General features: G+C 40.1%; 22 protein-coding genes and 1 pseudogene. 20 read left to right on the plus strand and 3 right to left on the minus strand.

The window, feature by feature from the left end:
- Positions 1–9: 9 nt before the first annotated feature.
- The 7 genes and pseudogenes from MTF68_RS04625 to MTF68_RS04655 all read left to right on the plus strand — a co-directional run bounded on the left by MTF68_RS04625 (position 10) and on the right by MTF68_RS04655 (position 7,925).
- The gene (locus MTF68_RS04625; protein ID WP_248461809.1) at positions 10–936 is read left to right on the plus strand and encodes an ABC transporter permease; all 927 of its coding nucleotides are present in this window, start codon (positions 10–12) and stop codon (positions 934–936) included.
- 127 nt (positions 937–1,063) lie between these two features.
- Positions 1,064–2,071 (plus strand): annotated as a pseudogene (locus MTF68_RS04630) (BMP family ABC transporter substrate-binding protein).
- Between the two features lie 78 nt (positions 2,072–2,149).
- Positions 2,150–3,526, plus strand: a complete 1,377-nt coding sequence (locus MTF68_RS04635) for a nucleobase:cation symporter-2 family protein (protein ID WP_248461810.1) — start codon at positions 2,150–2,152, stop codon at positions 3,524–3,526.
- Positions 3,527–3,556: 30 nt separating this feature from the next.
- Entirely contained in the window at positions 3,557–4,291 is a 735-nt protein-coding gene (locus MTF68_RS04640; protein ID WP_248461811.1) for a DUF5020 family protein, read from the plus strand.
- 211 nt (positions 4,292–4,502) lie between these two features.
- Entirely contained in the window at positions 4,503–6,401 is a 1,899-nt protein-coding gene (locus tag MTF68_RS04645) for a TonB-dependent receptor (RefSeq protein WP_248461812.1), read from the plus strand.
- A 9-nt stretch (positions 6,402–6,410) separates the two neighbouring features.
- On the plus strand, positions 6,411–7,424 hold the full coding sequence (locus MTF68_RS04650) for an MBL fold metallo-hydrolase (protein WP_248461813.1): 1,014 nt from the start codon (positions 6,411–6,413) through the stop codon (positions 7,422–7,424).
- Positions 7,425–7,529: 105 nt separating this feature from the next.
- Positions 7,530–7,925, plus strand: coding sequence for a DUF4019 domain-containing protein (locus tag MTF68_RS04655; RefSeq protein WP_248443452.1), 396 nt, complete (start codon positions 7,530–7,532; stop codon positions 7,923–7,925).
- Positions 7,926–8,108: 183 nt separating this feature from the next.
- Here MTF68_RS04655 and MTF68_RS04660 read toward each other — a convergent pair whose 3' ends face one another.
- Positions 8,109–9,008 (minus strand): LysR family transcriptional regulator, encoded by a 900-nt coding sequence (locus tag MTF68_RS04660; RefSeq protein WP_248461814.1) that lies wholly within the window; start codon positions 9,006–9,008, stop codon positions 8,109–8,111.
- Positions 9,009–9,229: 221 nt separating this feature from the next.
- On the opposite strand from MTF68_RS04660, the gene MTF68_RS04665 reads away from it, so the two are divergent.
- From MTF68_RS04665 to MTF68_RS04680, 4 genes are all read left to right on the plus strand, one after another.
- Positions 9,230–10,384, plus strand: a complete 1,155-nt coding sequence (locus MTF68_RS04665; protein WP_004587069.1) for an iron-containing alcohol dehydrogenase — start codon at positions 9,230–9,232, stop codon at positions 10,382–10,384.
- 287 nt (positions 10,385–10,671) lie between these two features.
- Positions 10,672–11,265 (plus strand): RDD family protein, encoded by a 594-nt coding sequence (locus MTF68_RS04670; RefSeq protein WP_248461815.1) that lies wholly within the window; start codon positions 10,672–10,674, stop codon positions 11,263–11,265.
- Between the two features lie 42 nt (positions 11,266–11,307).
- On the plus strand, positions 11,308–11,571 hold the full coding sequence (locus MTF68_RS04675) for a hypothetical protein (protein WP_248461816.1): 264 nt from the start codon (positions 11,308–11,310) through the stop codon (positions 11,569–11,571).
- Between the two features lie 363 nt (positions 11,572–11,934).
- Positions 11,935–12,570, plus strand: coding sequence for a trimeric intracellular cation channel family protein (locus tag MTF68_RS04680; RefSeq protein WP_055255484.1), 636 nt, complete (start codon positions 11,935–11,937; stop codon positions 12,568–12,570).
- On the opposite strand, the gene MTF68_RS04685 is transcribed toward MTF68_RS04680, so the two are convergent.
- On the minus strand, positions 12,567–12,947 hold the full coding sequence (locus MTF68_RS04685) for a GNAT family N-acetyltransferase (RefSeq protein WP_248461817.1): 381 nt from the start codon (positions 12,945–12,947) through the stop codon (positions 12,567–12,569). The genes MTF68_RS04680 and MTF68_RS04685 overlap by 4 nt on opposite strands.
- A gap of 358 nt (positions 12,948–13,305) precedes the next feature.
- On the opposite strand from MTF68_RS04685, the gene MTF68_RS04690 reads away from it, so the two are divergent.
- From MTF68_RS04690 to MTF68_RS04730, 9 genes are all read left to right on the plus strand, one after another.
- Entirely contained in the window at positions 13,306–14,145 is an 840-nt protein-coding gene (locus tag MTF68_RS04690) for a DUF417 family protein (protein ID WP_248461818.1), read from the plus strand.
- A gap of 17 nt (positions 14,146–14,162) precedes the next feature.
- The gene (locus MTF68_RS04695) at positions 14,163–14,414 is read left to right on the plus strand and encodes a Rho-binding antiterminator (RefSeq protein ID WP_248461819.1); all 252 of its coding nucleotides are present in this window, start codon (positions 14,163–14,165) and stop codon (positions 14,412–14,414) included.
- Positions 14,415–14,718: 304 nt separating this feature from the next.
- Positions 14,719–15,366: a hypothetical protein gene (locus tag MTF68_RS04700; protein ID WP_029774362.1), complete on the plus strand. Its 648-nt coding sequence runs from the start codon at positions 14,719–14,721 to the stop codon at positions 15,364–15,366.
- A gap of 877 nt (positions 15,367–16,243) precedes the next feature.
- Positions 16,244–16,996, plus strand: coding sequence for an SDR family oxidoreductase (locus MTF68_RS04705; protein WP_248461820.1), 753 nt, complete (start codon positions 16,244–16,246; stop codon positions 16,994–16,996).
- Positions 16,997–17,432: 436 nt separating this feature from the next.
- Complete coding sequence (locus MTF68_RS04710; protein WP_248461821.1) at positions 17,433–18,971, plus strand: glucan biosynthesis protein; 1,539 nt, start codon at positions 17,433–17,435, stop codon at positions 18,969–18,971.
- 100 nt (positions 18,972–19,071) lie between these two features.
- A complete protein-coding gene (locus MTF68_RS04715; protein WP_248461822.1) occupies positions 19,072–20,604 on the plus strand; it encodes a recombinase family protein in 1,533 nt (510 codons plus the stop codon).
- A 259-nt stretch (positions 20,605–20,863) separates the two neighbouring features.
- Entirely contained in the window at positions 20,864–21,505 is a 642-nt protein-coding gene (locus MTF68_RS04720) for a hypothetical protein (protein ID WP_248461823.1), read from the plus strand.
- Positions 21,506–21,989: 484 nt separating this feature from the next.
- Positions 21,990–22,556, plus strand: coding sequence for a recombinase family protein (locus MTF68_RS04725; RefSeq protein WP_197181573.1), 567 nt, complete (start codon positions 21,990–21,992; stop codon positions 22,554–22,556).
- A 107-nt stretch (positions 22,557–22,663) separates the two neighbouring features.
- Positions 22,664–23,584, plus strand: a complete 921-nt coding sequence (locus tag MTF68_RS04730; protein ID WP_248461824.1) for a hypothetical protein — start codon at positions 22,664–22,666, stop codon at positions 23,582–23,584.
- 194 nt (positions 23,585–23,778) lie between these two features.
- Here the strand turns inward: MTF68_RS04730 and MTF68_RS04735 are convergent, their stop codons facing one another.
- On the minus strand, positions 23,779–24,516 hold the full coding sequence (locus MTF68_RS04735) for an endonuclease (RefSeq protein WP_248461825.1): 738 nt from the start codon (positions 24,514–24,516) through the stop codon (positions 23,779–23,781).
- Positions 24,517–24,790: the final 274 nt, after the last annotated feature.

Raw genomic sequence — 24,790 nt, forward strand, 5'->3', positions numbered from 1 at the left:
ATCTTAAACATGGATTTAGAGGTATTCACAAATATTTTATACGCCACTATTCGCACCGGCACGCCTTTATTGCTGGTGGCTCTAGGTGAATTGGTATGCGAGAAAAGCGGCACACTTAACCTTGGGCAAGAGGGCATGATGTTATTAGGCGCGGTGGCAGGGTTTATAACCATGTACCAATGCGACAACCTATTTATAGGCTTTAGCGTGGCTGCGCTTGTGGGGGTTATGGCGTCGTTAGTATTTGCGTTTGTAGCACTTCATTTAAATGCAAGCCAAGTGGCTGCTGGGTTAGCGCTAACTATTTTTGGCACGGGCTTGTCGGCATTTTTAGGCGTTGATTACGAGGGTAAAACCATTAATGCCTTACCTACTTTAGCAATTGCAGGATTTGAGCATATTCCGCTACTGGGCAAAGCGCTGTTTTCGCAAGATGCCATTGTGTATTTAAGTTGGGCATTAGTACTTGGCGCTTATTTATTTTTTAAATACCACAGGGCAGGGCTTGCGGTACGCGCTATTGGTGAAAACCCAGGCGTTGGTAATAACTTAGGCTTGCCTGTAATGCGTACTCGCTATTTAGCGGTGATGTTTGGCGGCGCAATGGCGGGTATTGCAGGGGCGTACTTGTCGCTTGCTTACACACCCCTTTGGACACAAAACATGACCTCGGGACGTGGCTGGATAGCACTGGCTTTAGTGGTATTTGCAAGTTGGCGAATTGAGCGGGTAATGCTAGGCGCTTATTTATTTGGTTTTGCCAGCATTATGCACTTAGTGGCACAGGCGCTTGGCTTAGCGGTGGATTCTAATTTACTGGCCATGCTGCCTTATGGTGCAACGCTTATAGTACTGATTATGCTAAGTAAAAATAAACAAAAACTAAAAATGTACGAACCCATGTGGCTAGGTAAGCCTTGGCATAAGGGCCATTAAAAATTTTATACAAAGAGTAACAATAAGCCTTCAACAGGATATTAAAAATACAACACGGAGAATAACAATGAAAAAACTAATAACAGCGCTTGGCGTAGCACTTAGCTTAGGGTTAAGCGCGAGTGCAATGGCAAAAGACAGCGTAAAAGTAGGGTTTGTATATGTAAGCCCGATTGGCGAAGCTGGTTGGACTTACACCCACGATGTAAGCCGCCGCTACCTAGAGGATAAATTTGGCGAAAAAATAAAAACCACCTTTGTAGAAAGCGTGCCAGAGGGCGCCGATGCAGAGCGAGTTATTACACAACTAGCCAAAAGCGGGCACGATTTAATATTTACCACCTCGTTTGGCTACATGAACCCGACCATTAAAGTGGCTAAACGTTTTCCTAACGTAAAGTTTGAGCATGCAACAGGTTATAAACGCGCTAAAAATGTGGGCACTTATTTTGATCGTATTTACGAAGGGCGCTACTTAACCGGTGTTATTGCTGGGCACATGAGTAAATCTGACAGTATTGGTTATATTGCCGCGTTTCCTATTCCTGAGGTAATACGCGGTATTAACGCGTTTACTTTAGGCCTGCGCTCAGTAAAACCTAACGCAAAAGTAAAAGTAGTGTGGGTTAATAGCTGGTTTGATCCTGGTAAAGAGCGCGAAGCTGCCGACAGTTTAATCGACCAAGGTGTTGATATTATTACCCAGCACACCGACTCACCCGCCCCACTTTAAGCCGCAGAAGCCGCTGGAATATACGCCATTGGTTACCACTCAGATATGAGCGGCTATGGTAAAAAAGCGCACCTTACGGCGCCAGTGCATCATTGGGATGAGTTTTACGCCGAGCGTGTGCAGCAAGTGCTTGACGATAAATGGCAATCGCAAAATGTATGGAAAGGCATAGATGCCGGTATGACCCGCTTAGCGCCGCTGAGTAAAGACATTCCAGCCAATGTTGTTGCCGAGGTAGAGGCGATTAAAACTAAAATTGCCAACGGCGAGTTTCATCCATTTAGTGGCCCAATTAACAATCAGCAAGGTGAGCTGGTAACTAAAGCGGGGCAAACAATTGATGATAAAACCTTACTGGGTATGGACTTTTATGTAGAGGGTGTTGAAGGGCAGCTTAAATAAGCGCCACTGTATTTAAATTAAAACCTGGGCAAGGCATTTATACCTTGCCCATATTAAAGCGCTAAAAGGATGTTGACTATGTCAAACCAAGAAGCAATCTCAGAAGACATAATTTACGCAGTAGATGATAAACCAGGGCTGACCGAATCCTTTTTCGCTGCCCTGCAACATGTACTGGCAAGTTTTGTAGGTATTATTACGCCCACGCTTATTATTGGTGGCGTGTTGGGGCTTGGTAGCGAAATACCGTATTTAATTAGTATGGCGTTGTTTGTATCGGGGGTTGGTACATTTATTCAGGCTCGCCGTTTGGGGCCAATTGGCTCAGGGCTTATATGCGTACAAGGCACCAGCTTTGCGTTTTTAGGCACTATTTTGGCAACAGGTTTTACCGTAAAAGCCACTGGAGGCGGAATCGATGAAGTACTTGCCACCATTTTTGCTGTGTGTTTTTTAGCAGCCTTTGTAGAGATATTTATTAGCTTTTTTATAGAAAAGCTTGGCAAAGTAATTAAGCCTGTAGTGACTGGTGTGGTGATCACCACCATTGGGGTTTACCTCATTAAAGTAGGTATGACCGACATAGGCGGCGGGCAATGGTTGTTAACTAATATGCCTGAAAAGTTTGCCTCACCAAGCAACTTAATTGTGGGTTTTTCGGTGGTGGCGCTGGTGGTATTACTAAATGCTAGCAAAAATCAGTGGGTAAGGCTTACCGCTGTAGTAGTTGCCATGTTAGTAGGGTGGTTACTTGCTCTTATTTTAGGTATAGCCAAATTTCAAATGGGCGAATTTGATTTAATCGCCATGCCATTACCATTCAAATATGGTTTTAATATTGATTTTGGCGCCATGATTGCCTTTAGCTTTTTATACCTAATTACCGCCATTGAATCCACAGGCGATATAACCGCAAATTGCGCGGTGTCTAAATTACCGGTAAAAGGCGCAAGCTATTTAGCGCGTATACGCGGAGGTATTTTAGGCGATGGGGTTAACTCAATGATTGCTGCCGCATTTAATACGTTTCCTAATACCACTTTTAGCCAAAATAACGGCGTTATTCAATTAACCGGTGTAGCAAGTAGATACATTGGCCTGTGGATTGGTGTAATTTTGATTATTTTAGGGTTATTTCCGGTGATTGGTGCTGTGCTACAAAATATTCCTAAACCAGTGCTAGGCGGTGCAACGCTTGTTATGTTTGGCACAGTGGCAGCCGCAGGGGTAAAAATTCTTGCAAGCGAAAAAATAAATCGTCGTAGCTTACTTATTATTGCGGTGAGCTTAGGTATGGGGCTAGGGGTTAGCTTTGTGCCCGAAATGTTTATAAATGCGCCTAAGCTGGTAACCGCTATTTTTGGCAGCGCTGTAACGGTATCGGGTTTAACCGCCATCGTTATGACGCTTCTTTTACCAGAAAATTATTCAGCAAGTACAGATCATCTTAACTAGACTAATAAAATTATAACAAAGGGATTAACAATGAAAATTACAACAATTAAAAAATTAGCCTTAGTAAGTGCTATCGCGGTGTGTTCAAGTAGTGTGTCGGCAAAAGAGCTGTGGTCAGATTTTAGTATAACCGCCATGACCGGCGCCGATTACCTCGAGCCGTTCTCGGGGGAGGAAGACGACAGAAGCGTAGTAACCATTGAGCATGCATCGGGGCATACATGGGGCGGTACCTTCTTTTTTATGGATAGATTAAGTAACCCCGATGAAGTATACGGAGAGCTAAACATAAACCCAACGCTGTACAAGCCACAAAACAGCTTTGTTAAAGAGGTGTTTTTAGGCCTACAAACAGAATATGGCTCGGGCGATACCGATCAAAATAACTACTTATTAGGTGGCGGCGTATCGTTAGATGTACCAGGGTTTCAATATTTTAATGTGGCTTATTACCGTCGTTTTCAGGACGATATTGGCATAGAGCGCGAAGATAACAACCAAATAACCGTAACGTGGGGCTTTAACAAGGGTAACTTTAGATACGATGGCTTTTTAGATATTGTTGACAGTACCGACACTATGTTTGGTAAAAGCGAAGGCGGTTTTAACTTTACCTCACAACTTAAATACAACATTGCTCCTATGCTTGGCCTAGACACAGGTCGCCTTGATGTAGGCATAGAATACGTATATTGGAAAAATAAGTTTGGTGTAGATGGTCAAACAGAGCACAACCCAAACCTAATGGTTAAATGGCATTTTTAAAACCTTAAGCGATACAGAATACAAAAAGGCTGCTAGTTAATGCAGCCTTTTTTGTACAATAAACGCAATAAAATTGGCTTATTGTTAATAATGGCACTGGAGTAACTGCAGCTTAATTGATTAAGTTTTATTGTAAATTAATGAAATGTTAATTGCTGAGGTTATTGATAATTGTTATCATTACGTAAAATGACTAATTAAATACCACGTAATGACTCTGAAAAACACTTTAGCTCTGCCTCTAATTGCTGTCGCGCCATTTTACACTTTGGCTAACGCTAACAATGATATAGAAACAATAGTAGTGACCGCCTCTGGCTTTGAACAAACCTTAGCGCAAGCGCCAGCTTCTATTACTTTAATTAGCAAAAAGCAGCTAGAAAACCGCGCTTATAAAGACTTAACCGATGCACTTAACGATGTTGCAGGGGTTACGGTTACCGGTGGTGGCTCGCGACAAGATATAAGCGTGCGTGGCATGCCAGCGCAGTACACTGCTATTTTGGTAGACGGTAAAAAGCAGTCAGGGCGTGAATCACAACCAAGCGGCAGCGGTGGCTTTGAGCAAGATTGGCTGCCACCACTAGATGCTATTGAACGTATTGAAGTTGTGCGTGGGCCTATGTCTACGTTGTATGGGTCGGATGCAATTGGCGGCGTTATTAATGTTATAACCCGTAAAAATTACGACAATTGGCATGCTAATGTTCGCCTAGAAACCACACAGCAAGAAAACAGTAATTCGGGTGATGAATACCAAGGGCAAATATATGCAGCGGGGCCATTAATAAAAGATTTATTAAGCGTTAACCTTTCGGCTCTTTACCAAGAGCGTGAAGAAGATGAAATTGAGCGCGGTTACGGTGAAAAAGAGCTGACAAGTTACAGTGGTACACTGCATTTAACAGCCACCCAGCACGATGTGATATCGCTTGAATACAGCGAACACGATCAAAAACGTATTTCTACCTCGGGGCTATCGTTACCTAGTCGAAATAGCTCTAGCGAAACGAACAATAACCGCAGCACGTGGTCGTTAGCACATAAAGGTAGCTATAGTTGGGGCGCTGCGCATTCGTATATTCAACAAGAGTCGGTTGAAAACGAAGGCCGTGAAATAACCATCGAAAATACCTTAGCAAATACGCAGTGGTCAATTGCACTTGAAAACCACCATGTAACATTAGGCGGCGCATTTGAACAAGAAAAGCTTGATGACAAAACAACAAACGCAGCCACTATTACTAAAATAGATAACAAACAATGGTCGCTATTTGCTGAAGATGAGTGGAGCTTACACCCCGATTTTACCCTTACCACGGGTTTACGAGTTGATGATAACGAGCAGTTTGATTCGCACTTGAGTCCACGCCTGTACGGAGTTTGGAATATTAATGAGGCATGGACCTTTAAATCGGGCGTAGCTACCGGTTACAGAGCGCCAGATTTACGCGAGCTTAGCCCTAATTGGATCCAAAGCAGCCGCGGTGGCGATTTATATGGAAATGCTGACCTAGAGCCCGAAACATCCGTCAGTAAAGAAGCGGCTGTGTATTATGCTAACAGTGATTTTCAAACTAATATCACGGTTTTTCATAATAGCTTTGAAGACAAAATTAACACCGTTTTATGTCCTATCACAGTGTGTGGTGATGAAACTGACCGCTATAACATCAATATTGATAAAGCGGTGACTTATGGGGCTGAGCTAAATATAGAAACAATGTTAAGTGCAGATATTACCCTTGCAACTAGCTACAGCTATACGTTTTCTGAGCAACGCAGTGGCGACAATAAAGGCCAGCCACTTACGCAAATACCTAAACATTTAGCAACGCTAAATATTAACTGGGATGTAAGCGATAATATTAATACGTGGGCACGTGCTAATTACCGCGGTAAAGAAACCGAAGCAGCCTCTATAACTAGCCGTTTAACCTCAGCCCCTTCTATTGCAACAGCAGATATAGGCAGTGCGTGGCAAGTAAACGGTCACGTTAAAGTTATGTTTGGTATTTACAATATATTTGATAAAGCAACCAGCTACGATGAATACGGCTATGTAGAAGATGGCCGACGCTACTGGCTAGCTATAGATACAAAACTATAAGGGGTGTTTATGCCAAAATTTATATTCTCTGCTGTGGTACTCAGCTTTTTAGCTACGCACCCAGCTATTGCGCAAAATACACAATTAACAGCGCAAGATTATGTCGAAAAAGGCATGCAGTACGCTGATGAGTTTCCGGGGTTAACAAGCTTATGCGATATACAAAACCCGTTACGTGATTTAACAAAGCGTGTTCGCACTAATAATGAAGGTAAAAAGCGCAGTAAAAAGTTAGGTAGTAAACGGCGCTCATCAACGATTGAACCTACACAAGTGTTTGACAACCTTTATTATGTAGGTACTGGTGGAGTGGCAAGTTGGGTAGTTAAAACATCACAAGGGCTTATTGTTATTGATGCGCTAAATAACAACGAACAAGCTAAAAATTACATTGAAAAAGGTTTGCTCACACTAGGCTTAAACCCCGAAGATATTAAGTATTTAATTATTAGCCATGGGCATGGTGATCATTACGGTGGGCAAGAGTACTTAGTTAATAAATACAAACCGCGTGTTGTTATGAGTGAGGTTGAGTGGCGACGCTTAGAACAACCAAAGCTTGATTTTGAAAGCCCACGTTGGGGCAAACGGCCAACAAGAGATATAAGCACAAAAGTGGCTGATACAATTACGCTTGGCGATACTAGCATTGGCGTTCATTTAACGCCTGGACACACCCCTGGCACTATTTCGTTGTTGTTCCCAGTATACGATAACGGCAAAAAACATATGCTAAGCCTGTGGGGAGGGACTGGGCTAAACTATGGGCCTGATATTGAGCGAATTAGCGCTTACAGTGTCGCCGCTAAACGTTTTGGCAATCTGGCAATGCAAGCCGGTGTAGATGTGTTTATATCAAATCACCCTAAACGCGATGGTTCGTTTGAGCGCATAAAGCAACTTAAAAATAGAGCCCCCGAGGCAGCGCATCCATTTGTAATAGGCCAAGAGCAAGCCTCGCATGGTTTTTCTATGTTAAGCGATTGCACTTACGCGCAGGTTTTAAAAATTAAAGGAGAGTAAGGCACTTATTTGCAAAAGTTTTTAATATTAGGGGTTAACCATTTAACCAATGTGTTGTAATTTGGAGTATCTATATTTACTTTTAACGCCAGATTAAAAGGAAGAATGATGAAACCCCTCATTTTAATTTTATGCTTGTTTATAAGCTGCTCAGTGTGGGCCGAAACCACTAAAAATATGCCCGTAGCAATAAACTGGTTACAGTTAATTGATGCGGGTGAATACACAAAAAGTTGGCAACAAGCCGATGCGTTATTTAAATCGCAATTAAGTAAAGCAAACTGGAAAAGCGCCCTAAACACAGTGCGTGCGCCACTAGGTAAAGTGGCTACGCGAGAACAAATAAGTGCTAATGCTTACTCATCTTTACCTGGTGCCCCGCAAGGTAAATACCTTATTGTGCAATTTAAAACGCAATTTTCAGCAAGGCTTGCGGTTGAAACCCTTACATTAAGTAAAAGCAGTGGGCAATGGCGCGCGGTTGGCTATTTTATTAAATAACCAGCGTTCAATACCAATCCGTAATAATACATAATCATTTTCAGGGGCTAAACGTGTCGCTATCTGCGTTAAAAAATTCTCATTTAGAACAACTAAATAGCGAATTTTTTGCCTTGCTATCATCACGTTTACCCATCCTCAAAATAGATCACTTAATTATGCGGATTGGTATAAGTCAAAAAACTATTTTGCGTATTTATTAATATTAGAAAAAGCCATTAACACATCGCGGGCATAATTAAGCCGCGGGTGAGCAAGCGCCCCTTTACGCCACGCTAAGTACAAATTGTTTTCCGGCCCTTGCGGACCAAGTTTAATTAATCTACCCGATTGAATATCGTCATGACATATATAATCAGGCAGCACGGTATAGCCTACACCGGTTCTTACTATGCCGGCGAGCGCGCGTATGTCGGGGCAGCGAGCAATTATTTTTGACGTACAGCTTTGTTTAAATACAGTATCAAAATACTGGCGTATAAGCGGTAATTGACTGTCGTAACTGACCACCGGCAGCGTATTTAAAAGTGCTGGCGTAATGGTTTTCCCCTCTAAGCTTTGCGCTAATAAACGGTGCGCCACCAGTACTAGCTCTTCGCTGTCGAGCACTTCAAAGTCGTAAATTTTGTTATCGGGCAGGGAGGCTGTAATAGCCATATCGGCAACGCCGGTGTCGAGCGCTGAATAAATTTGCTCACGATTACCAGGCAGCACGACCACATCAACATTGCCTGCTTGTAACAAATTTGCCAGCTGTGCAGAGGCAACATAACTAATATATTCGGCGGGCCCGGCTAGTGTAATCGTTCCGCTCACATCGTTTGAACGGGTGCGTACAGAGGCGACTTTTTGCTCTATAGCATCAAGGTGATTTGCCACTTGGCCTGCTAAATCGTGGGCGGCATTACTTGGTTCTACGCCTCGGTGACGCCGCTCAAATAACGATTTACCTACCACCGACTCCATTGTTTGTATATGCGCGGTTGCAGCTGGTTGCGACAGCCCCAAATTTTTAGCAGCCCGAGAGATGTTTTTACAACGATATACCTCAACAAAGGTGCGTAATTGTACAAAATAAGACATAAAACATTAGGTATCAGAAATCCGATGGGTAAAGCAAGATTAACTGAATTCTAGTTATTGTAAAGTGCGCGTACACTTGCGCTCGTTCAGTTAGACATTAACCGTTTTCATATTTAATTTATAAAATAGGTAATTAATTACTTGAAAGTTAACTATTAATTCCCATTTTATAAAGCAATGAGCACCAGGGGCTGAGCCCCGTAACCAAGTAGAGTACAAATATGTTAAATTTTGCATTTAAAAACCGCACCGAGATTTTATTCGGCAAAGATCAAATTAATGAGATCGCAAGCCGCGTACCAAGCCAAGGCAAGGTCATGTTTTTATACGGTGGCGGTTCGATCAAAAAGAACGGCGTATATGACGATGTAGTAAATGCACTTGAAGGTGTGGACTTTGTGGAGTTTTCGGGAGTTGAGCCAAACCCAACTTACGAAACACTTTCAAAAGCTGTAGAAATTGTGAAAGAGCAAAACGTTAGCTTTATATTAGCTGTAGGCGGCGGTAGTGTTATCGACGGCGCTAAATACGTAGCGGCAGCAGCAAAATACGAAGGCGACGGCTGGGATATTTTAGTTAATGGCGCAGAAGTAAAAAGTGCATTACCTATTGGCGCGGTATTAACGCTTCCGGCTACTGGCTCAGAAAGCAACGGTAACTCGGTTGTTACCCGTAAAGAAACCCAGCAAAAACGTGCCTTTGGTACGCCAATAGTGCAACCGCAATTTGCTGTGCTTGATCCTACGTATACATTCTCACTGCCAACTCGCCAAATTTCTAACGGTGTAGTTGATGCGTTTGTACATGTTATTGAGCAATACTTAACGTATCCAGTTAATGCGCCACTGCAAGACCGTTTTGCAGAAGGAATTTTATCTACGCTAATTGAGCAAGGCCCTAAAGCCCTTGAAAACCCAGAAGATTACGATGTTCGTGCAAACGTAATGTGGTCGGCAACGATGGCACTAAATGGCTTAATTGGCCAAGGCGTACCGCAAGATTGGTCTACGCATATGATTGGCCACGAGCTAACAGCGCTTTATAGCTTAGATCACGCTGTAACACTTGCGATTGTATTACCGCCGCTAATGTTTGTTCAGCAAGAGCAAAAACGCGCTAAAATTATTCAGTTAGGCGAGCGTGTATTTGGCCTTGATATGCAAGACAAAAACGAGCTGATTGATGCAACCATTAAACATACTCAAGACTTTTTTGAGCAAATGGGCATTAAAACAAAACTTGGCGATTACGACCTAGGTGAAGACGCGGTTGAAGCCGTTGCCAACAACCTTGAGCGTAACGGAATGACAGCCCTTGGCGAACATGGCGATATTGACATAGCTAAAGCGAAGAAAATTTTAAGCCTAGCGCTTTAATTTAATTGTTTTTTGAATGGCGCTTTTTAGCGCCATTTTTTATGCTCAAAAAGCTAAAAGCTAAAAGCTAAAAGCTAAAAGCTAAAGCTAAAGCTAAAGCTAAAGCTAAAGCTAAAGCTAAAAGTTAAAAGCTAAAAGCTAAAAGCTAAAAGCTAAAAGTTAAAAGTTAAAAACTAAAGGCTAAAAACTAAAGGCTAAAAGCTACGCCAGTCTTTAATTTAAGATATTGAATAAATTACTAAAGCTATGCTACTTTGAGATAAATTACGTAAAGGAATACCCCAAGCATGGACACCCCAATAGACTTTTCTACCTACACATTAGATGAACTTTACTCCAGCGCAAAAGTCATTGACCGAGAACGTTTTCCTGAGCGCGCAAAAGAAATAGACGAGCTTATAAAAACCCGAGAAGCGCAAGATCCCGCACACAATGCCGACCTAAAAATAGTGGGAGAAAAAGCATCACGCGGGGACAGGCTTGTTGCTGCTATTATTGACGGCCTATTAGGTATAGCATTTTTTATACCTGTAATAATGTATATCGGTTTTGATAACTTAAGCCAACCAAATCTGGGTTTATCTGCATTTTTATTTGTTTACGGTGTGTTTTCTACGTTAGTGCTTCATGCCTACCTTATGTATCAATGCGGACAAACTATTGGTAAATACTGTATGTCTATTCGTATAGAAAACCTAGACGGCACAAAAGCAAGTTTTATAACTATTTACTTTAAACGCATGTTACCTATGCAGCTGTTATCACTGGTCCCTTCGGTAGGTCAGTTCATTGCTGGTTTTGTTAATCCATCATTTATATTTGGAAAAGATAAACGCTGTTTACATGATCATTTAGCGGGAACAAAAGTGAGTAATATTTAGCAATAGTAATACTCAGCGAAGGATAATACTTTAAAGGGATTTATGAAAAAACTAACAAGGTACAAAAAAACACCCAGCGCAAAACTACTTTGGACGCTTGGTTTCAACACATTTATCGCAGTTATAGTTTTATTTTGGGTAGAGGTATTTATTGAACAGCCTTTGCTGCATCAATTTTTATACTTATTTGCATTTGTCCTATTGAGGGTATTTTTACAATGGCATTATATGAAAAAAGAACAATGCCATGCGGTTGAAATTGTTGACCTTTGCCGATTAAATTTGTTCAAACTAGGGGCAATTTAATCGCGGCGCGAGGTTTGTAACCTAGTGGGCTAAGTAAAAACTGAGCAACAAAGAGTAAATTGTCCCTAGGCAGAACCCGAAGGGCAGCTGCAAATTTAACCTCGAAAGGTCAACAGACCCTAGTGCTGGTGGGCACTAAAAAAGGCGACTCAGCTAAAAATAAAAAATGTGTAAAAACTACTCACTTTTAAAATAATTACCTTTTTAAATATCGCATATCACAATAACCCATCATTAATTTTATCAAAAATTTATTAACCCATTGTTTTTAAATGTACTTTTAATCCTCGCTTTTGGCTTTTGCTAATTACATCTGGCATATAAATTGATACACCAATGTATAAAATTTAAAAGGGAATGCACATGACTGCTGAATACTTTATGGTGCTGGGGCTGCTTGGAGTGGCTTTTTTTTCGGTTGCAGGAGCACTGCTAGGCTACGAAAAAAACATAAGTGGTTTTGGGGTGGTAGTGGTGGCTACTGTCACAGCGCTTGGCGGCGGTACTCTCAGAGACATTTTGCTAAATAAGCCTGTATTTTGGATTGCTACGCCCGAATATTTATACTCAACTTACGCCGCCATTGTGGCCACAATATTATTTGTACGTTACTTGCCTCATGTAAATAACTCTTATTTTTTATTCGTCGATGCCATAGGCATGGGTCTGTTTAATATTATGGGGATCGAAAAAGCGCTGATTAGCGGCACAGGTATGTTAATCGCCATTACTATGGGTGTAACAACCGGTATTTTTGGTGGGCTTATACGCGATGTAATTTGTCGTGAGTTGCCCTCGGTTATGCGAAACGAACCTTATGCCTCTGCCTGTTTAATTGGCGGACTTGTATATGCAGCGTTGTTTACTTTAAGTATTGATTATATTTGGTGTATTTTAGGCTCATTGTTTTCTACGGTATTTTTAAGGCTAGGCTCGCTTAAATGGGGCTGGCACCTAACCATTTTCAGAAAAAAAGATTTTAAAAATCAAAGTGATTAGGTTTTAAGGCGGGAGTTATTAATTGGCTGAGTTTGCATATGGTACTCATAGTTATCTTCCCCAGTGATCTTAAAGCCTAGTCGAGTATAAAGTGCTTTAGCAGGGTTGTTTTTAAGTACTGTTAGTTTGATAGGCTTTAACTTTGCAGTTTTAATTACTTGCTCAATAACGCCTCTGCCGTAGCCTTTATTTTGATGGTTGGGGTGTATTTGCAATTGCATTATTTCAATGTGGCTACCCCATATTTTGTACTTTAGCGTACCTATAGTATCACCATTAAACTGTATGAGATGAGAGCAATCGTATTGCTCGTCAACCCTTTCATTATGCTGTTGCTCAGTTAAAAATAAGCCGGCCACCTCAAGGTGCTCTACCATAGTAAGTTTTCTAAGACATAATTAATAACCTGAGCCTTGGCTAATAAATCTATCTCAAGCAGCTATTTTTTAGCGCTAACTGCGTTGAATTTACTTGCAATAGGCTAGCTATTGACGCGCAAATACGCCTTGTTTTCACTTAAAATTTCTAGCTAGAGAAAACAGACCCAGTAACATTACTAACCAACTATATCTAAATCTCTTAACCAAAGCTCAGGTTAAACCTCTTTTCGGGCGTGGCTTTTGTAAACGTAAAAACCAAAATGTCCTTCCTTGTATTTAAAAATTTAATTTTAGTTGAATCACTTTTTGTAAAAATTAGGTCTTTATTAGCCATTACAGATTTAATGGGCACACAATGAACTTAACACACACAAATAACGCACTCACCTTTTTACTTACACTCAGCTTTGCATTACTTGGTGTATCGTTTGCTTTAGGTGCAAACCCAAACACACTCTCAGCTACCTTTAGTTTTTATGAACTTGATACCTTACTAAGTAACAATACATTAGGTTTGCTCACAGGCACCGCTATGATTGCGTTGGCAGTCACCACCTTAGCTGCGCATTTAAAATTAATAAAGCCGATGCCTGCACTTATACTCGTGTTAGTTGTTAGCATAGTGCCTTTACTTACCTTATTTGCTAGTAACCGCTGGATGGCACAGTTAGGCGGCTTTCCAATTATTGGCAGTGGGCAAGGCATAATTAAATACTTTGCTATCATCCCTTTGTATTTATTTTTGTTTTATAAAAATAAACTAACAGACAAACAACACGTACTTTTAAACTTTATACCGGTTGCTATGGTTTTACTGTGGATTGGCGGCATGAAATTTTATGAGTTTGAAGCCAAAGCCATTGTAGGACTTATAGAAACCTCACCGTTTATGTCGTGGTTATACACGGTATTTAGCGTACAAGGCGCATCAAATATCATTGGTGGGTTTGATGTATTATTTGCAGTGTTACTTGGCATAGGCATTTTACTTAATAATAAAAAGCTTATTATTGTTAGTGGCTTAGCGTGTTTAAGCGTATTTTTAATGACCCAAACATTTTTAATTACCGCAAACGGCGCGTTTAGCTCAAGCACGTTATTAGAGCGTTTAGGGCAATTTGTAATTAAAGATTTATGGTATGTAGGTAACTTAATTGTTATTGCCACTTTAATGCTACTTAAACCTGCTAAATAATATATAAAGAGGACGTTATGATCAGTTGCCACCATTACGATTACATCGAAATTGCCTGTATGCACCATTTAAGCGTTGAGCTTATTTTAAAAAATGGTGATAGTGTATGTGGTGTAGCAACTGATACAAAACGCAATGCACTCAAACAAGAGTGCATTGCCATTAATGTAAGCGGCGAGCTAAAGCTTATAGAACTTACCAGCATTAGCGTAATTAAAGCCCTCACACAAAACCCGTATTTTAATAATGTAAATTTTGAGGCTAAGTAAACACCCTCGCAATAGCTTTATTTACTATGGTGCAAAGACAGCGCTGTAAACTCCTTTTAAAATGCTCTATGTACTTGCCCCGTGGTGTTAACCCTCATTCTCAACACTTACTGATACAAATAACCTTAATTAACACGGTTTTAGTTCCTTATCACATATCACTTTTATAATAGGGCTAATTACTTGTTTACATTAAAGTTATTAAGTGGAATTATTGAATACTGTAATATACGCCGTTTTGGGGTGTTATAAATCCCCTGAGTGGTGTTCAATAAGTTGTTATATTTCAAATCAAGGATAGAGTTTGATTCACAATTATTTAGAAGCGGTCGAAAGTGTAGTTAAAAGGTTGTTTGAAGCGAGAGCTGATTATCATGTAATTATAAACGATCTGTTTAAAGACTCTATGCCTCCAATTTTTGTCCATAACCGAAACAATCCGAAAGAAGTAATCGCTCGAGACCACGCAGCATGGCTTGAACAAAAACAAATAAAACTAAAGAAAGAAAAATCGGATGCTGCAATTGAAAACCTAACTAATGAACAATTCGCTTTATCAATTATTGATGGTTCTCTTTTGCAGATAGCTTGTAAAGGAATTGAGCTGTATTCAGAAAACAACCAAAACACCTCGCCACTTCCTAACCTTTCAGAGAAGGCGTGTAAATTTTCTGTTGGTGAAATAATTAGAGAAATACCTGCGGGCTTAATTATTTATGCAGGCAGAAATCACTATAACCATCTAGAGGATGGAGAAAGACTTAGAAAGCCGACGAAAGAAATAATTAATTTACTCAACGTAAATTCCCAACAATATAAACCAAATATTGTATTCGACTTTGACACATATAATGAATTACCTAGAAACTTAACAACGAGCTTTATTGGTATACTTGGTTGGGAAAGTACCAAAGATTTCAGAGAAACATTAATGAGTATCAATGAAATATAAAGAAGAGTTAGGATGATACCCATTCTAACTTTTACGTAAATTATTATTTATAACATTAAGTTAGGTTAAATTCATGAAAATGAATCACGTAAAAAGCTGAACTAAACTGACGATATAAAAGTAATAATAGATAGCCCGATAGGCGACAAAAAACTTTATAAAAAAGTAAACGGCTCGGGTTTATTAAGTCTGTTTTCATTTAAATAAAAAGCGGAATAATACGGTCAGAGAGACATGAAAAAGTTGGCCTTACAGGATAAAACGAATATGAACGCCTTTATTTTCTGCTGCCACAACTGTATTGCCTTGTTCATAAATGAGAAAGCTGAAAAACATGATGCATTAAAAAAAGGGGGAGCCCTTTATACCAAAATACGCCAATCAAGCACCTATAATTCCCTCTAAAACGTCCATTAAAACAGCCGCAAATTCTCTTCTTATATTTTATGTGCAATATCTATAACTGATTGAACCAAAATAGGAACTCGGCTATGGTTGATTCATTAATAAAAATAAATTTAAAACGAGTTAATTTACAAGCTCGTTAGTTGCTCTGGAGACTTATGAGTACAGCTGGAATTATTATTTTTGTGTTTCTCTTTATCACGTTTCTTTTCACTATAAGATATTTTTTCATTTTTGTAACAGCGTTTTGGCGTGGAAGGTTTAAATTAAAAGAGCTTAATTTCTGGTTGTTAGGTTTTATTATTTTTGTACTGACTTTTAATGTCACAATGAATTTTCACGAAGAGTTAGGGATAAAGAAAACTTGTGCACAAAATGCAGCTTCTTGCTAAGTATTGCTAATTTATGCCAACTACTTATTGTTTAGTAATGCATTCCATATTCCTCCATCATCATTATTTAAGGATGACTTATGAATAACACAAAAGTGGTTTTAATAACGGGCGGAGGTCGAGGTATTGGTGCTGCTACATCTAAATTATTTGCATCAAAAGGGTATGCCGTTTGTATCAATTACAAGTCTAATCTAGCTTCGGCCGAAGCTGTCGCAAGCGATATTAGGGCTGCGGGTAATCGTTGTATTACAGTCCAAGCAGATGTTTCGGTTGAGAAAGATGTGCTAAGACTGTTTAAAAAAATTGATGCCGAGCTAGGTCCTTTATCAGTACTTGTTAATAACGCTGGTATTTTACGTAAGCAGTCGCGTTTGGAGGATTTAACGGCTGAAAGAATTAATACTATTTTAGCAAACAACGTGACTAGTTACTTCTTGTGCTGTCGAGAGGCCATAAAGCGTATGTCTACACGCCATGGCGGAAAAGGTGGTGTTATTGTAAATGTTTCATCGGGGGCATCTCGTTCAGGTTCACCGAATGAATATATTGATTATGCTGCCTCAAAAGGGGCTATAGATACACTCACTAAAGGTTTATCACTAGAGGTTGCCTGTGAAGGAATTAGAGTTAATTGTGTGCGTCCTGGGCTAATTAATACGCAAATGCACGCTGATGGTGGTGAACCTGAAAGAGTAGAAAGGTTAAAGGAGCTTATTCCTCTTAAGCGTGGAGGTGAACCTGAGGAGGTAGCTGAAGCTATTTATTGGCTTTCATCAGCAAAGTCATCGTTTTCGACAGGGAATTTTTTAGACTTATGTGGTGGCCTTTAATACATAGCAAACCAATGTAATGGCAATTCCTCACGCTTAACACTTTTAAGTGGGTGTTATAAGCTAAAAAAGGATTGAATATGCTACTCGACTTCTCAGTTCTTGTTCACAAGCCTGCATTAATCAGGTATTTATACTAAGCGTAGCAGCGACGCACAGATCAGTATTTCGATTTTAAAGTACTAACTGGCTTTAACTAAGTAAAAGTTATATCAGCCGCATTTATTTAATACAGCTATTCAAACGCAACTATTCAAACGCAACTACTCAAATACAATCTCCCCTAAACACAGCTAAGCATAAAAGCTTCGCCAAATAACGTTATTTTAGTAAACGCGAGTTCATATTGCGGTGTGTAATATCTTTACAAGCATTTTAAGTTAGGCGTTCGTAATGGGCGCTTATTTTTAGACTCCCTTTATTAGAGATACTTTTTATGAAGTTAAAGTTATTTATTGCCGCTATTATTGCCTCCTCTGTGTCGTTACACGCGGCGCAAGCACAAGCAAGTGCTAAGTTTACTTTTGAAGATTTAAAAGCAATGGCAAAAGCCTCTGCCAAAAAGCCTTATACGCCTGTGGAAGTGCCAGCACCTGAGCTTATTGATAAAATTACCTATGACGAACATTGGAAAATACGCTTTAAAGAAGATGAAACCCTCTACCCAAATGGCAAAAAGGCACCGGTACAATTATTTTACCCTGGGCGATATTTTCCTGAGCCGGTAAGTATTTTCATCAGAGATGATAAAAACAACGTTAAAGAACTGCCTTTTAGTAATGCGCTTTTTGATATGCCTGAAGATAGCCCTGCCCACGATCTGCCAGAAGGATTTGGGTTTGCAGGCTTTAGAATTATGCGCCCTGATATAAAACCAGATTGGATATCGTTTTTAGGGGCGTCTTATTTTAGAACTGATGGCCCTCAGGGACAATATGGGTTGTCGGCTCGCGGTATTGCAATTAATACCGGTATGAGTGAGCCAGAAGAATTTCCACGCTTTTCGGCATTTTGGTTAGGTCCTGCAGAAAATAAAGGTGAGAGCATGTCTGTGTGGGCATTGCTTGAGGGGCCCTCTGTTACAGGTGCTTATCGGTTTGGTTTAAGTAAAGACAACAAAGAGGCCAAAGGGCATGTTACCTCTGTAAGTGCTAATTTGTATATGCGCGCCGATGTAGAGCGCTTAGGTATAGCGCCGCTAACCAGCATGTACTGGTACTCAGAAAAAGATAAAACGGTAGCGAAAGACTGGCGCCCAGAAATTCACGACAGCGATGGCTTAGCGATTCATACTGGGTCGGGCCAGTATATTTGGCGACCGTTAAATAATCCGCAGTCGGTGTCGACCAATAGCTTTATTGATGAGAACCCTAAAGGCTTTGGTTTAATCCAAAGAGATCGTGACTTTAATAACTACCAAGACGACGGCGTGTTTTACAATAAGCGCTCATCAGCGTGGATCAAGCCTACGGGCGATTGGGGGAGAGGCGCTGTGCAGCTAATCGAAATCCCAACTAAAGATGAAACGTTTGATAACATTGTTGCTTATTGGGTGCCTGAAAAAGAGGTACGTAAAGGCGATGAGTTTACCTTTTCTTATGATATTGAGTGGCGTCCACTCGATCCAAAATCAAAAAAACTAGCAAGTGTTGTTAATACTCGCCAAGGGCAGGGCGGAATTCCTGGCCAGCCTATTCCTGAGGGCGTAAACAAAATGGTGATTGATTTTGAAGGCCCAGTATTTAAAGGCCTAGATAGAGAAAGTGGCATAAAGCCTATTGTTGAAGCCAGTAACGGCGAAATACTTGAGCCAATTGGTGCTTACCCAATAGTGGGTACCAACCAATGGCGATTAGCATTTGACTACAAACAGAGCAATAACGACCCCGTAAGCATACGCGCGTATTTGGTTGATAAAAACGAAGAGGCGATAACCGAAACATGGGTAAGTGATGCAAAGGTAACGATTGAGTAACTATAAAAATTAAAACGGGTGGCCCTATAATTAGTTTATAATACCCTAATGGACCCTATATATTTTTCACTACATTTATATCGAGTTTTACATAAGAGTTATGAACAAGGCATACAGTTACATCCGCTTCAGTACAAAAGGTCAAATCGAAGGCAGAAGCCTCAAACGTCAATTAGAAAGCGCTCAAGAATACGCAAATAGCAACGGATTAGAGCTTCAGAGCTTATCATTTAGAGACCTAGGGGTTAGTGGCTATAAGGGTAAAAACTCCACTGATGGTGAGCTTGGTAAGTTTATAGAAGCAGTTAAAGAAGGTGTCATAGAGGAAGGTAGCTACTTACTCATTGAGAGCTTTGACCGCATGAGTAGACAGCCCGTTGAGACTTCCCTCATGCTCCTGATGAATATCGTAGACCTAGGGATAACAGTCGTCACCCTCATGGATAGACAGGTTTATAAAAAGGGTGAAATGAATATGAACGCCCTAATGCTTTCCTTAGTGTCTATGAGTCGAGCTCATGAGGAGTCTGCAACAAAGAGCAAACGTGTAGGCGATGCATGGCATAAAAAACAGAGCAGAGCTGCTTCAGAGCCCATGGGATCCCCTCTACCATCATGGTTACACTACAGTGACGATAAAAAAGAGATATTAGTCTCAGAAGTAAAAGCCATTATAGTTAGATACATATTTCTACTTTCTGCTGAGGGCTATGGTAGAGCAGCTATTATTAGAAGATTAAACAATGAGGGCATCCCCCCTATTAGCTCAAGGGCAACTCAGTGGCATACATCTACTATCACTAAGCTTCTAAATGGGAGAATGGTCCTTGGTGAATATCACCCGCACGTCACCAATTCAAAAGGTAAACGTGAGGCTACAGGTGTGGTCATTAAAGACTATTACCCACAAGTAATAGAAGAAGATTTATGGTACAAATCACAGGCAGCCATAAAAAGCAGACGCGTTGGGAGTACAGGCTCCATCAAGAAGGGTTCCACTAAGAACATATTCTCTGGTTTTATATCATGCGAATGTGGCTCCTCAGTGCAATTCGTTAATAAGGGGAGCTCACCAAAAGGTGGGTATTATTTAGTGTGCAGCTTAGCTAGATATGGTGGTGGTTGTAAGTATGTGAGTCACCGTTACTACTATACCCAATGGGTTATCTTAATAGCTCTACAAAAGCTGCTAAAAACCTATGCTAAAAAGCCTGAAGATACCGCTAAGACACTGAGTCTTGAAGGTGAGTTGGTCACAATACAGAAGCAAATAGATAAGCTTATTAAAGACATTGATGAGAATGGCTTCAGTACATACATCAGTAAGGCTATCCGTGACAAAGAGAGTCGCATCAACGAGATAAATAGAGAGCTAGCTGACATACAAGCAGCCAAGGCTGTTAACAATGAGTCTATAGACATTACGGAACTCACAGCGAATATCAATAAGCAATCTGAGCGACTTAAACTCCACCAGCACCTTAAGCGGCAACTGAAGACTATCGTGCTTTACCCTAGCAAGAAATCTATTGATATCTTAGTGAATGAAGGTGACGATATACATTTAAGCTATGATGAGGATACTGAGGTATGGACCTCAGGTGATGGGATGAGCTTCAAGGTGGATGCTTAATAATTAGCAAGCTTAGCCCTACACCTACTTATTAAAAAAGCAAACGCTACTATAACAAACCTAGCGACAAAATTATTAGTTAAACAGAACTCAGAGAACTCGAAACACCATCAGTTCGCCTATTATTAGCCATCAAGCAATATAAAGCTTAATAATAGCAATACGTTAAGTAATCTGTTAAAACTACATATGGACGTGCTAATAGTGAGAAGTAAGATATTTACGCACAATTAAATCATCAACTCCCTAAGGAACCTGAGTGGATAAATTATTAGAATACATTGCAAAGGAATGGGATGTTGTTTCTGAAGCCCCGTTCTCCTTCTTAATAATTGCTGCCCTTATGGTTGGGTTAGCTTACTTTTGTGTAAAGTGGCGATACACAGCAGTAATAGAGCAGATAAAATCTGCAAATGATACTTTAAAAGAGCGTTTATTATTAAAAACTGAGCAAGCAGAATCTTATAAAGATAGGGCTCTTAAATATGATGAGAAGGTACAGTCTGTGGTCGACTCTGACGAGCTTGCACTAAAAGATAAAACCCTCGAAGTTGTAAAAAATCTTAGAGAGTTTATAGAAAGGTATAAGCGGGAAGATGATCTAAACATGATGAGGAGGCGTTCTCCTGCTAGTTCGTCACAGTCAGAGAAGCAACGACAAGCTGATTGGCATGAGGAGACAAATAACATGATGCGCTTAAGTAGTGAAAGAAACGCTGAGTATGACCGCAGATTTAGAGTCGATACTATGTTGCTTCGCGATGAACTACGCTCAAGATTACCTAATTATGAGCCTTCAGAGAGGCATCTCGATATGATGTATGAGCATCCAACAAACTATTTTGGATTTAATGATGTGGCTAGTGATTTAGAGCGCATGGCAAAAATGCTAACGACATAAGAAACTGGATATCATTAATCGCTCCCTCTTTTGGGGTATTCAATACTCGAAACTAATATGACACTGCCTATCAGGTTTAGCTGAGTCAAATTCATCAAGCTTGATAGTTCAAATTGAAATTTATTCCAATAATTAATACCCATAGAGGGGGGGGAGTTTGGGGTACTAGATAGGCTTAGCGATTGCGTCGTACCCTTACGTCTCAAAAAGATGGGTGGATGGAAGTTTCATTTTTCTGTTAGGTACTATCTTAAGAAGCCTTTTCATCCATACTTGGTAGTTACCTAGCGAGAGGCTAGCAACAACAAAACTCACTCAATTCCTTGCTCTAATCCAAAGTATAAATTCCATTTAATACTCTCAATTAAGTATGCTAAATGAGAACACTACAAAAGTGCTTAAAACCGTTCTCATTAGGGTTGATTTTAAATTAACGGCACAGTAATATTTATGGGTCTTAGATTTATAAAGGAACACTTCATAGATGAGTAACCATCAAACTATCGCATATATTCGAGTTTCATCCTCTCAACAGTCCACTGATAGACAATTGGTTGATGTGGCTTACGATAAGAAGTTCATTGAAAAGGCCTCAGCTAAAAGCACTGAACGCCCACAGCTAAACGCTATGATGAACCATGTTCGTGAAGGTGATGAAGTAGTGGTTCACTCTATGGATAGGCTAGCCCGCAACACCAAAGACTTGCTAGAGATAGTTGAAAGCCTAAAAGCCAAAGGAGTCACAATAAGGTTTATAAAAGAAAATTTAACCTTTACCGCTGGTGGTGAAAACTCAATGAACAACCTAATGCTTACAATGCTTGGTGCAGTGGCTCAATTTGAACGTGAACTCATATTAGAGCGTCAACGTGAAGGCATTGAAGCAGCAAAGAAGAAAGGGCTTTATAAAGGTCGTAGCGCTACCATAAACAGAGAAGAAGTCATGAAAGATATAAATAGTGGTCTCTCTGTACGTAAAACATCAGCTAAACATAATATTGCTGTAAGTTCAGTAAGCCGCATAGTGAAAGAATCGAAGCAAGAAAAGTAATATACCTTCCCAAAACACCAGAATCCCCGCACGAGCGACACGGCACTTAGATTCGTTCGCTAATTATATTAGTGCATAAAATATAGAGAGAATTAAGGAGCCCCTCAATGGCAAAACAACGCCCTGTAACCTGTAGAGAGTGCGGTAAGCGTAGAGTAAAAGCATTAACAACTAATCCAATTACAGGTAAGCAGCGCCGCTCTACGATAAGCATATGCCAAGACTGCCACACTAAGACCATTGACTATAAGTTCTTTAGTAGCTCATTTGGTCAATGGTTACGTAGGGCCTTCCAACGTCAGTGTACAAACTCAATACCTGCTGATACCAATGAGTTAAGAGGTCTAATTCACCTGTGGAAGTTCTATCGTAAAGCGTGTGGATTTCAAAGCGATGGTGAAACAGTTACCAAAACTTATGAATACCACTTGTGTCACATAGACCCACTTAAGGGAAAAGGAGACCTCGTAGGTAAGCTTACCCCCTCTAACCTTATGATTGCACCTGCGACACTTAATAGAGAGCATTCAAACATCCCCTTCCCTTACAATGCTCAACAGTCAGTTCAAAGAGGCGATGAGATAACTGATGACAACTTTAAGCAGGTATGTCGAGAAAGGTACAATCTACCATTGCTAGCAGCAGAGTTCTGTTTAATACCTCAGAAAAAAGACAAAGCATTGCCAGTTTTTGAGTCAAGAGGTGTAGATATACCAACTACTTTATCTAAAGAATTAAAACGCCTTGGCTTCCCTGTAGAGCATTTTATTGATGAAAGCTTTTTTGATGGATATAACGAAACGACTAAAGCCCTTGCGATTGATGTCTTTGATACGTTTTTTAAAGTTGGTGGGACCCTTGCTTTAGCACACTTAAAACAATACAAAGAAGAAAACCCAGAAGATGAACTTTCAAGTAGCGATATCATGGATAAAATTAAATATGACTACACATTACCTTCAGAGAAAATAAGGTTGTCGAAAGAAAAGAAAAAACAAAGGGACCTGTGGGAAGATATTGGCTTTTAAGCCTATCCTATAGTTATCCTATGTAATTCCCTTGAGAGTCTTTATATATAAGGCCTACAGGGGAATTAGCACCATGCAGTAAACCACTATATACCTCATGTTGTATACTATAAGTTTAACGTCATGAGCCCGTATAGTGAGTTATACGAAAGCTCTTTGGGTGGAAACCATTAATAAGAATAAACATTAAGTACCTAATGCTCACCTTTAGGTTCATTATGTACTTCTATTGGTGCTTTGATAAACATATCGACATAGGCGTTAGAGTTACCCTGAAGCTCCTTTATCCTAGCATTCCTAATGAACTCCCAGTCATCAGGAGGATCGTTAAGAGACCACCTAAGGAACATTAAGCGTTCTTCCTCAGACAGATTCACACCATGTTTATAACTCATATAAAGCCATATCCTAGCCAATTCACCTCGAATCCGCTCAGAAGGCTCTACGATATCTTTAGTCCACTCAAAATCACATTGCCCAAGTTCTCTGGCTTCCCCTTCGATAATCCCATACCTAGAGTCAGACCTTATACGGTTAGCCTGCCCTACTGAGGGAACAAGATTATGCAAATCAAATATAATGGCTTGAGCCTCTTTGGAAGTTCTCTCACACTCGTGACGGCTACCATTAACCCAACAATTCATGTGCCTTGCTGGTGTTAAAGAAGCTGGTACAACATGCTCCCAATCTAACACTGTTATTGCGTTTTTATACTTTGCTTTAGAACCATCATAACCACATGAAGCTGTATCTATGACACCCCCACTATCACCCTTGGGCTTATACGAACAACCACAATATTTTGTAACCGTATATCCAGAATAAACCTCATCCCTAGCGACTTCCTTAGCTTTAGACCAAGACGTAGGAATATACGCGCCATGGGCTAAGCTGGTGGCTAACGTAAAGAATAAAAGACAAAAAGACTTCATTGCTGACCTTTAAGGGATGAAATTAATTACGGGTCCATTAGGACATTTAAGCAGTTTTATGTAGCCACCCGAATAACTGCAAAATAAATGTTTTTAGCGAAGGTTAGCTAAAGCAATTCTCTTATTTCAATATACATCTAATACTTAGTTATAAATTTAATATGCTTGGCTAACTACTTGGTGAATTTAGCTATTTTAAGTTGCCCCTACTTGTTTTTATGTTTGCTTGTGTGAATAATAAACATTCGATCAGGAAAAATAATAAAAGTAATTA

The sequence above is a fragment of the Pseudoalteromonas sp. 2CM37A genome, from assembly GCF_023161885.1.
GTDB lineage: Bacteria > Pseudomonadota > Gammaproteobacteria > Enterobacterales > Alteromonadaceae > Pseudoalteromonas > Pseudoalteromonas atlantica.

What these genes read in the sequence shown, in the direction of transcription:
- MTF68_RS04625 (WP_248461809.1), top strand. Translation starts at nt 10, where the DNA reads ATGGATTTAGAGGTATTCACAAATATTTTATACGCCACTATTCGCACC.
- MTF68_RS04635 (WP_248461810.1), top strand. Translation starts at nt 2,150, where the DNA reads ATGTCAAACCAAGAAGCAATCTCAGAAGACATAATTTACGCAGTAGAT.
- MTF68_RS04640 (WP_248461811.1), top strand. Translation starts at nt 3,557, where the DNA reads ATGAAAATTACAACAATTAAAAAATTAGCCTTAGTAAGTGCTATCGCG.
- MTF68_RS04645 (WP_248461812.1), top strand. Translation starts at nt 4,503, where the DNA reads ATGACTCTGAAAAACACTTTAGCTCTGCCTCTAATTGCTGTCGCGCCA.
- MTF68_RS04650 (WP_248461813.1), top strand. Translation starts at nt 6,411, where the DNA reads ATGCCAAAATTTATATTCTCTGCTGTGGTACTCAGCTTTTTAGCTACG.
- MTF68_RS04655 (WP_248443452.1), top strand. Translation starts at nt 7,530, where the DNA reads ATGATGAAACCCCTCATTTTAATTTTATGCTTGTTTATAAGCTGCTCA.
- MTF68_RS04660 (WP_248461814.1), bottom strand. Translation starts at nt 9,008, where the DNA reads ATGTCTTATTTTGTACAATTACGCACCTTTGTTGAGGTATATCGTTGT.
- MTF68_RS04665 (WP_004587069.1), top strand. Translation starts at nt 9,230, where the DNA reads ATGTTAAATTTTGCATTTAAAAACCGCACCGAGATTTTATTCGGCAAA.
- MTF68_RS04670 (WP_248461815.1), top strand. Translation starts at nt 10,672, where the DNA reads ATGGACACCCCAATAGACTTTTCTACCTACACATTAGATGAACTTTAC.
- MTF68_RS04675 (WP_248461816.1), top strand. Translation starts at nt 11,308, where the DNA reads ATGAAAAAACTAACAAGGTACAAAAAAACACCCAGCGCAAAACTACTT.
- MTF68_RS04680 (WP_055255484.1), top strand. Translation starts at nt 11,935, where the DNA reads ATGACTGCTGAATACTTTATGGTGCTGGGGCTGCTTGGAGTGGCTTTT.
- MTF68_RS04685 (WP_248461817.1), bottom strand. Translation starts at nt 12,947, where the DNA reads ATGGTAGAGCACCTTGAGGTGGCCGGCTTATTTTTAACTGAGCAACAG.
- MTF68_RS04690 (WP_248461818.1), top strand. Translation starts at nt 13,306, where the DNA reads ATGAACTTAACACACACAAATAACGCACTCACCTTTTTACTTACACTC.
- MTF68_RS04695 (WP_248461819.1), top strand. Translation starts at nt 14,163, where the DNA reads ATGATCAGTTGCCACCATTACGATTACATCGAAATTGCCTGTATGCAC.
- MTF68_RS04705 (WP_248461820.1), top strand. Translation starts at nt 16,244, where the DNA reads ATGAATAACACAAAAGTGGTTTTAATAACGGGCGGAGGTCGAGGTATT.
- MTF68_RS04710 (WP_248461821.1), top strand. Translation starts at nt 17,433, where the DNA reads ATGAAGTTAAAGTTATTTATTGCCGCTATTATTGCCTCCTCTGTGTCG.
- MTF68_RS04715 (WP_248461822.1), top strand. Translation starts at nt 19,072, where the DNA reads ATGAACAAGGCATACAGTTACATCCGCTTCAGTACAAAAGGTCAAATC.
- MTF68_RS04725 (WP_197181573.1), top strand. Translation starts at nt 21,990, where the DNA reads ATGAGTAACCATCAAACTATCGCATATATTCGAGTTTCATCCTCTCAA.
- MTF68_RS04730 (WP_248461824.1), top strand. Translation starts at nt 22,664, where the DNA reads ATGGCAAAACAACGCCCTGTAACCTGTAGAGAGTGCGGTAAGCGTAGA.
- MTF68_RS04735 (WP_248461825.1), bottom strand. Translation starts at nt 24,516, where the DNA reads ATGAAGTCTTTTTGTCTTTTATTCTTTACGTTAGCCACCAGCTTAGCC.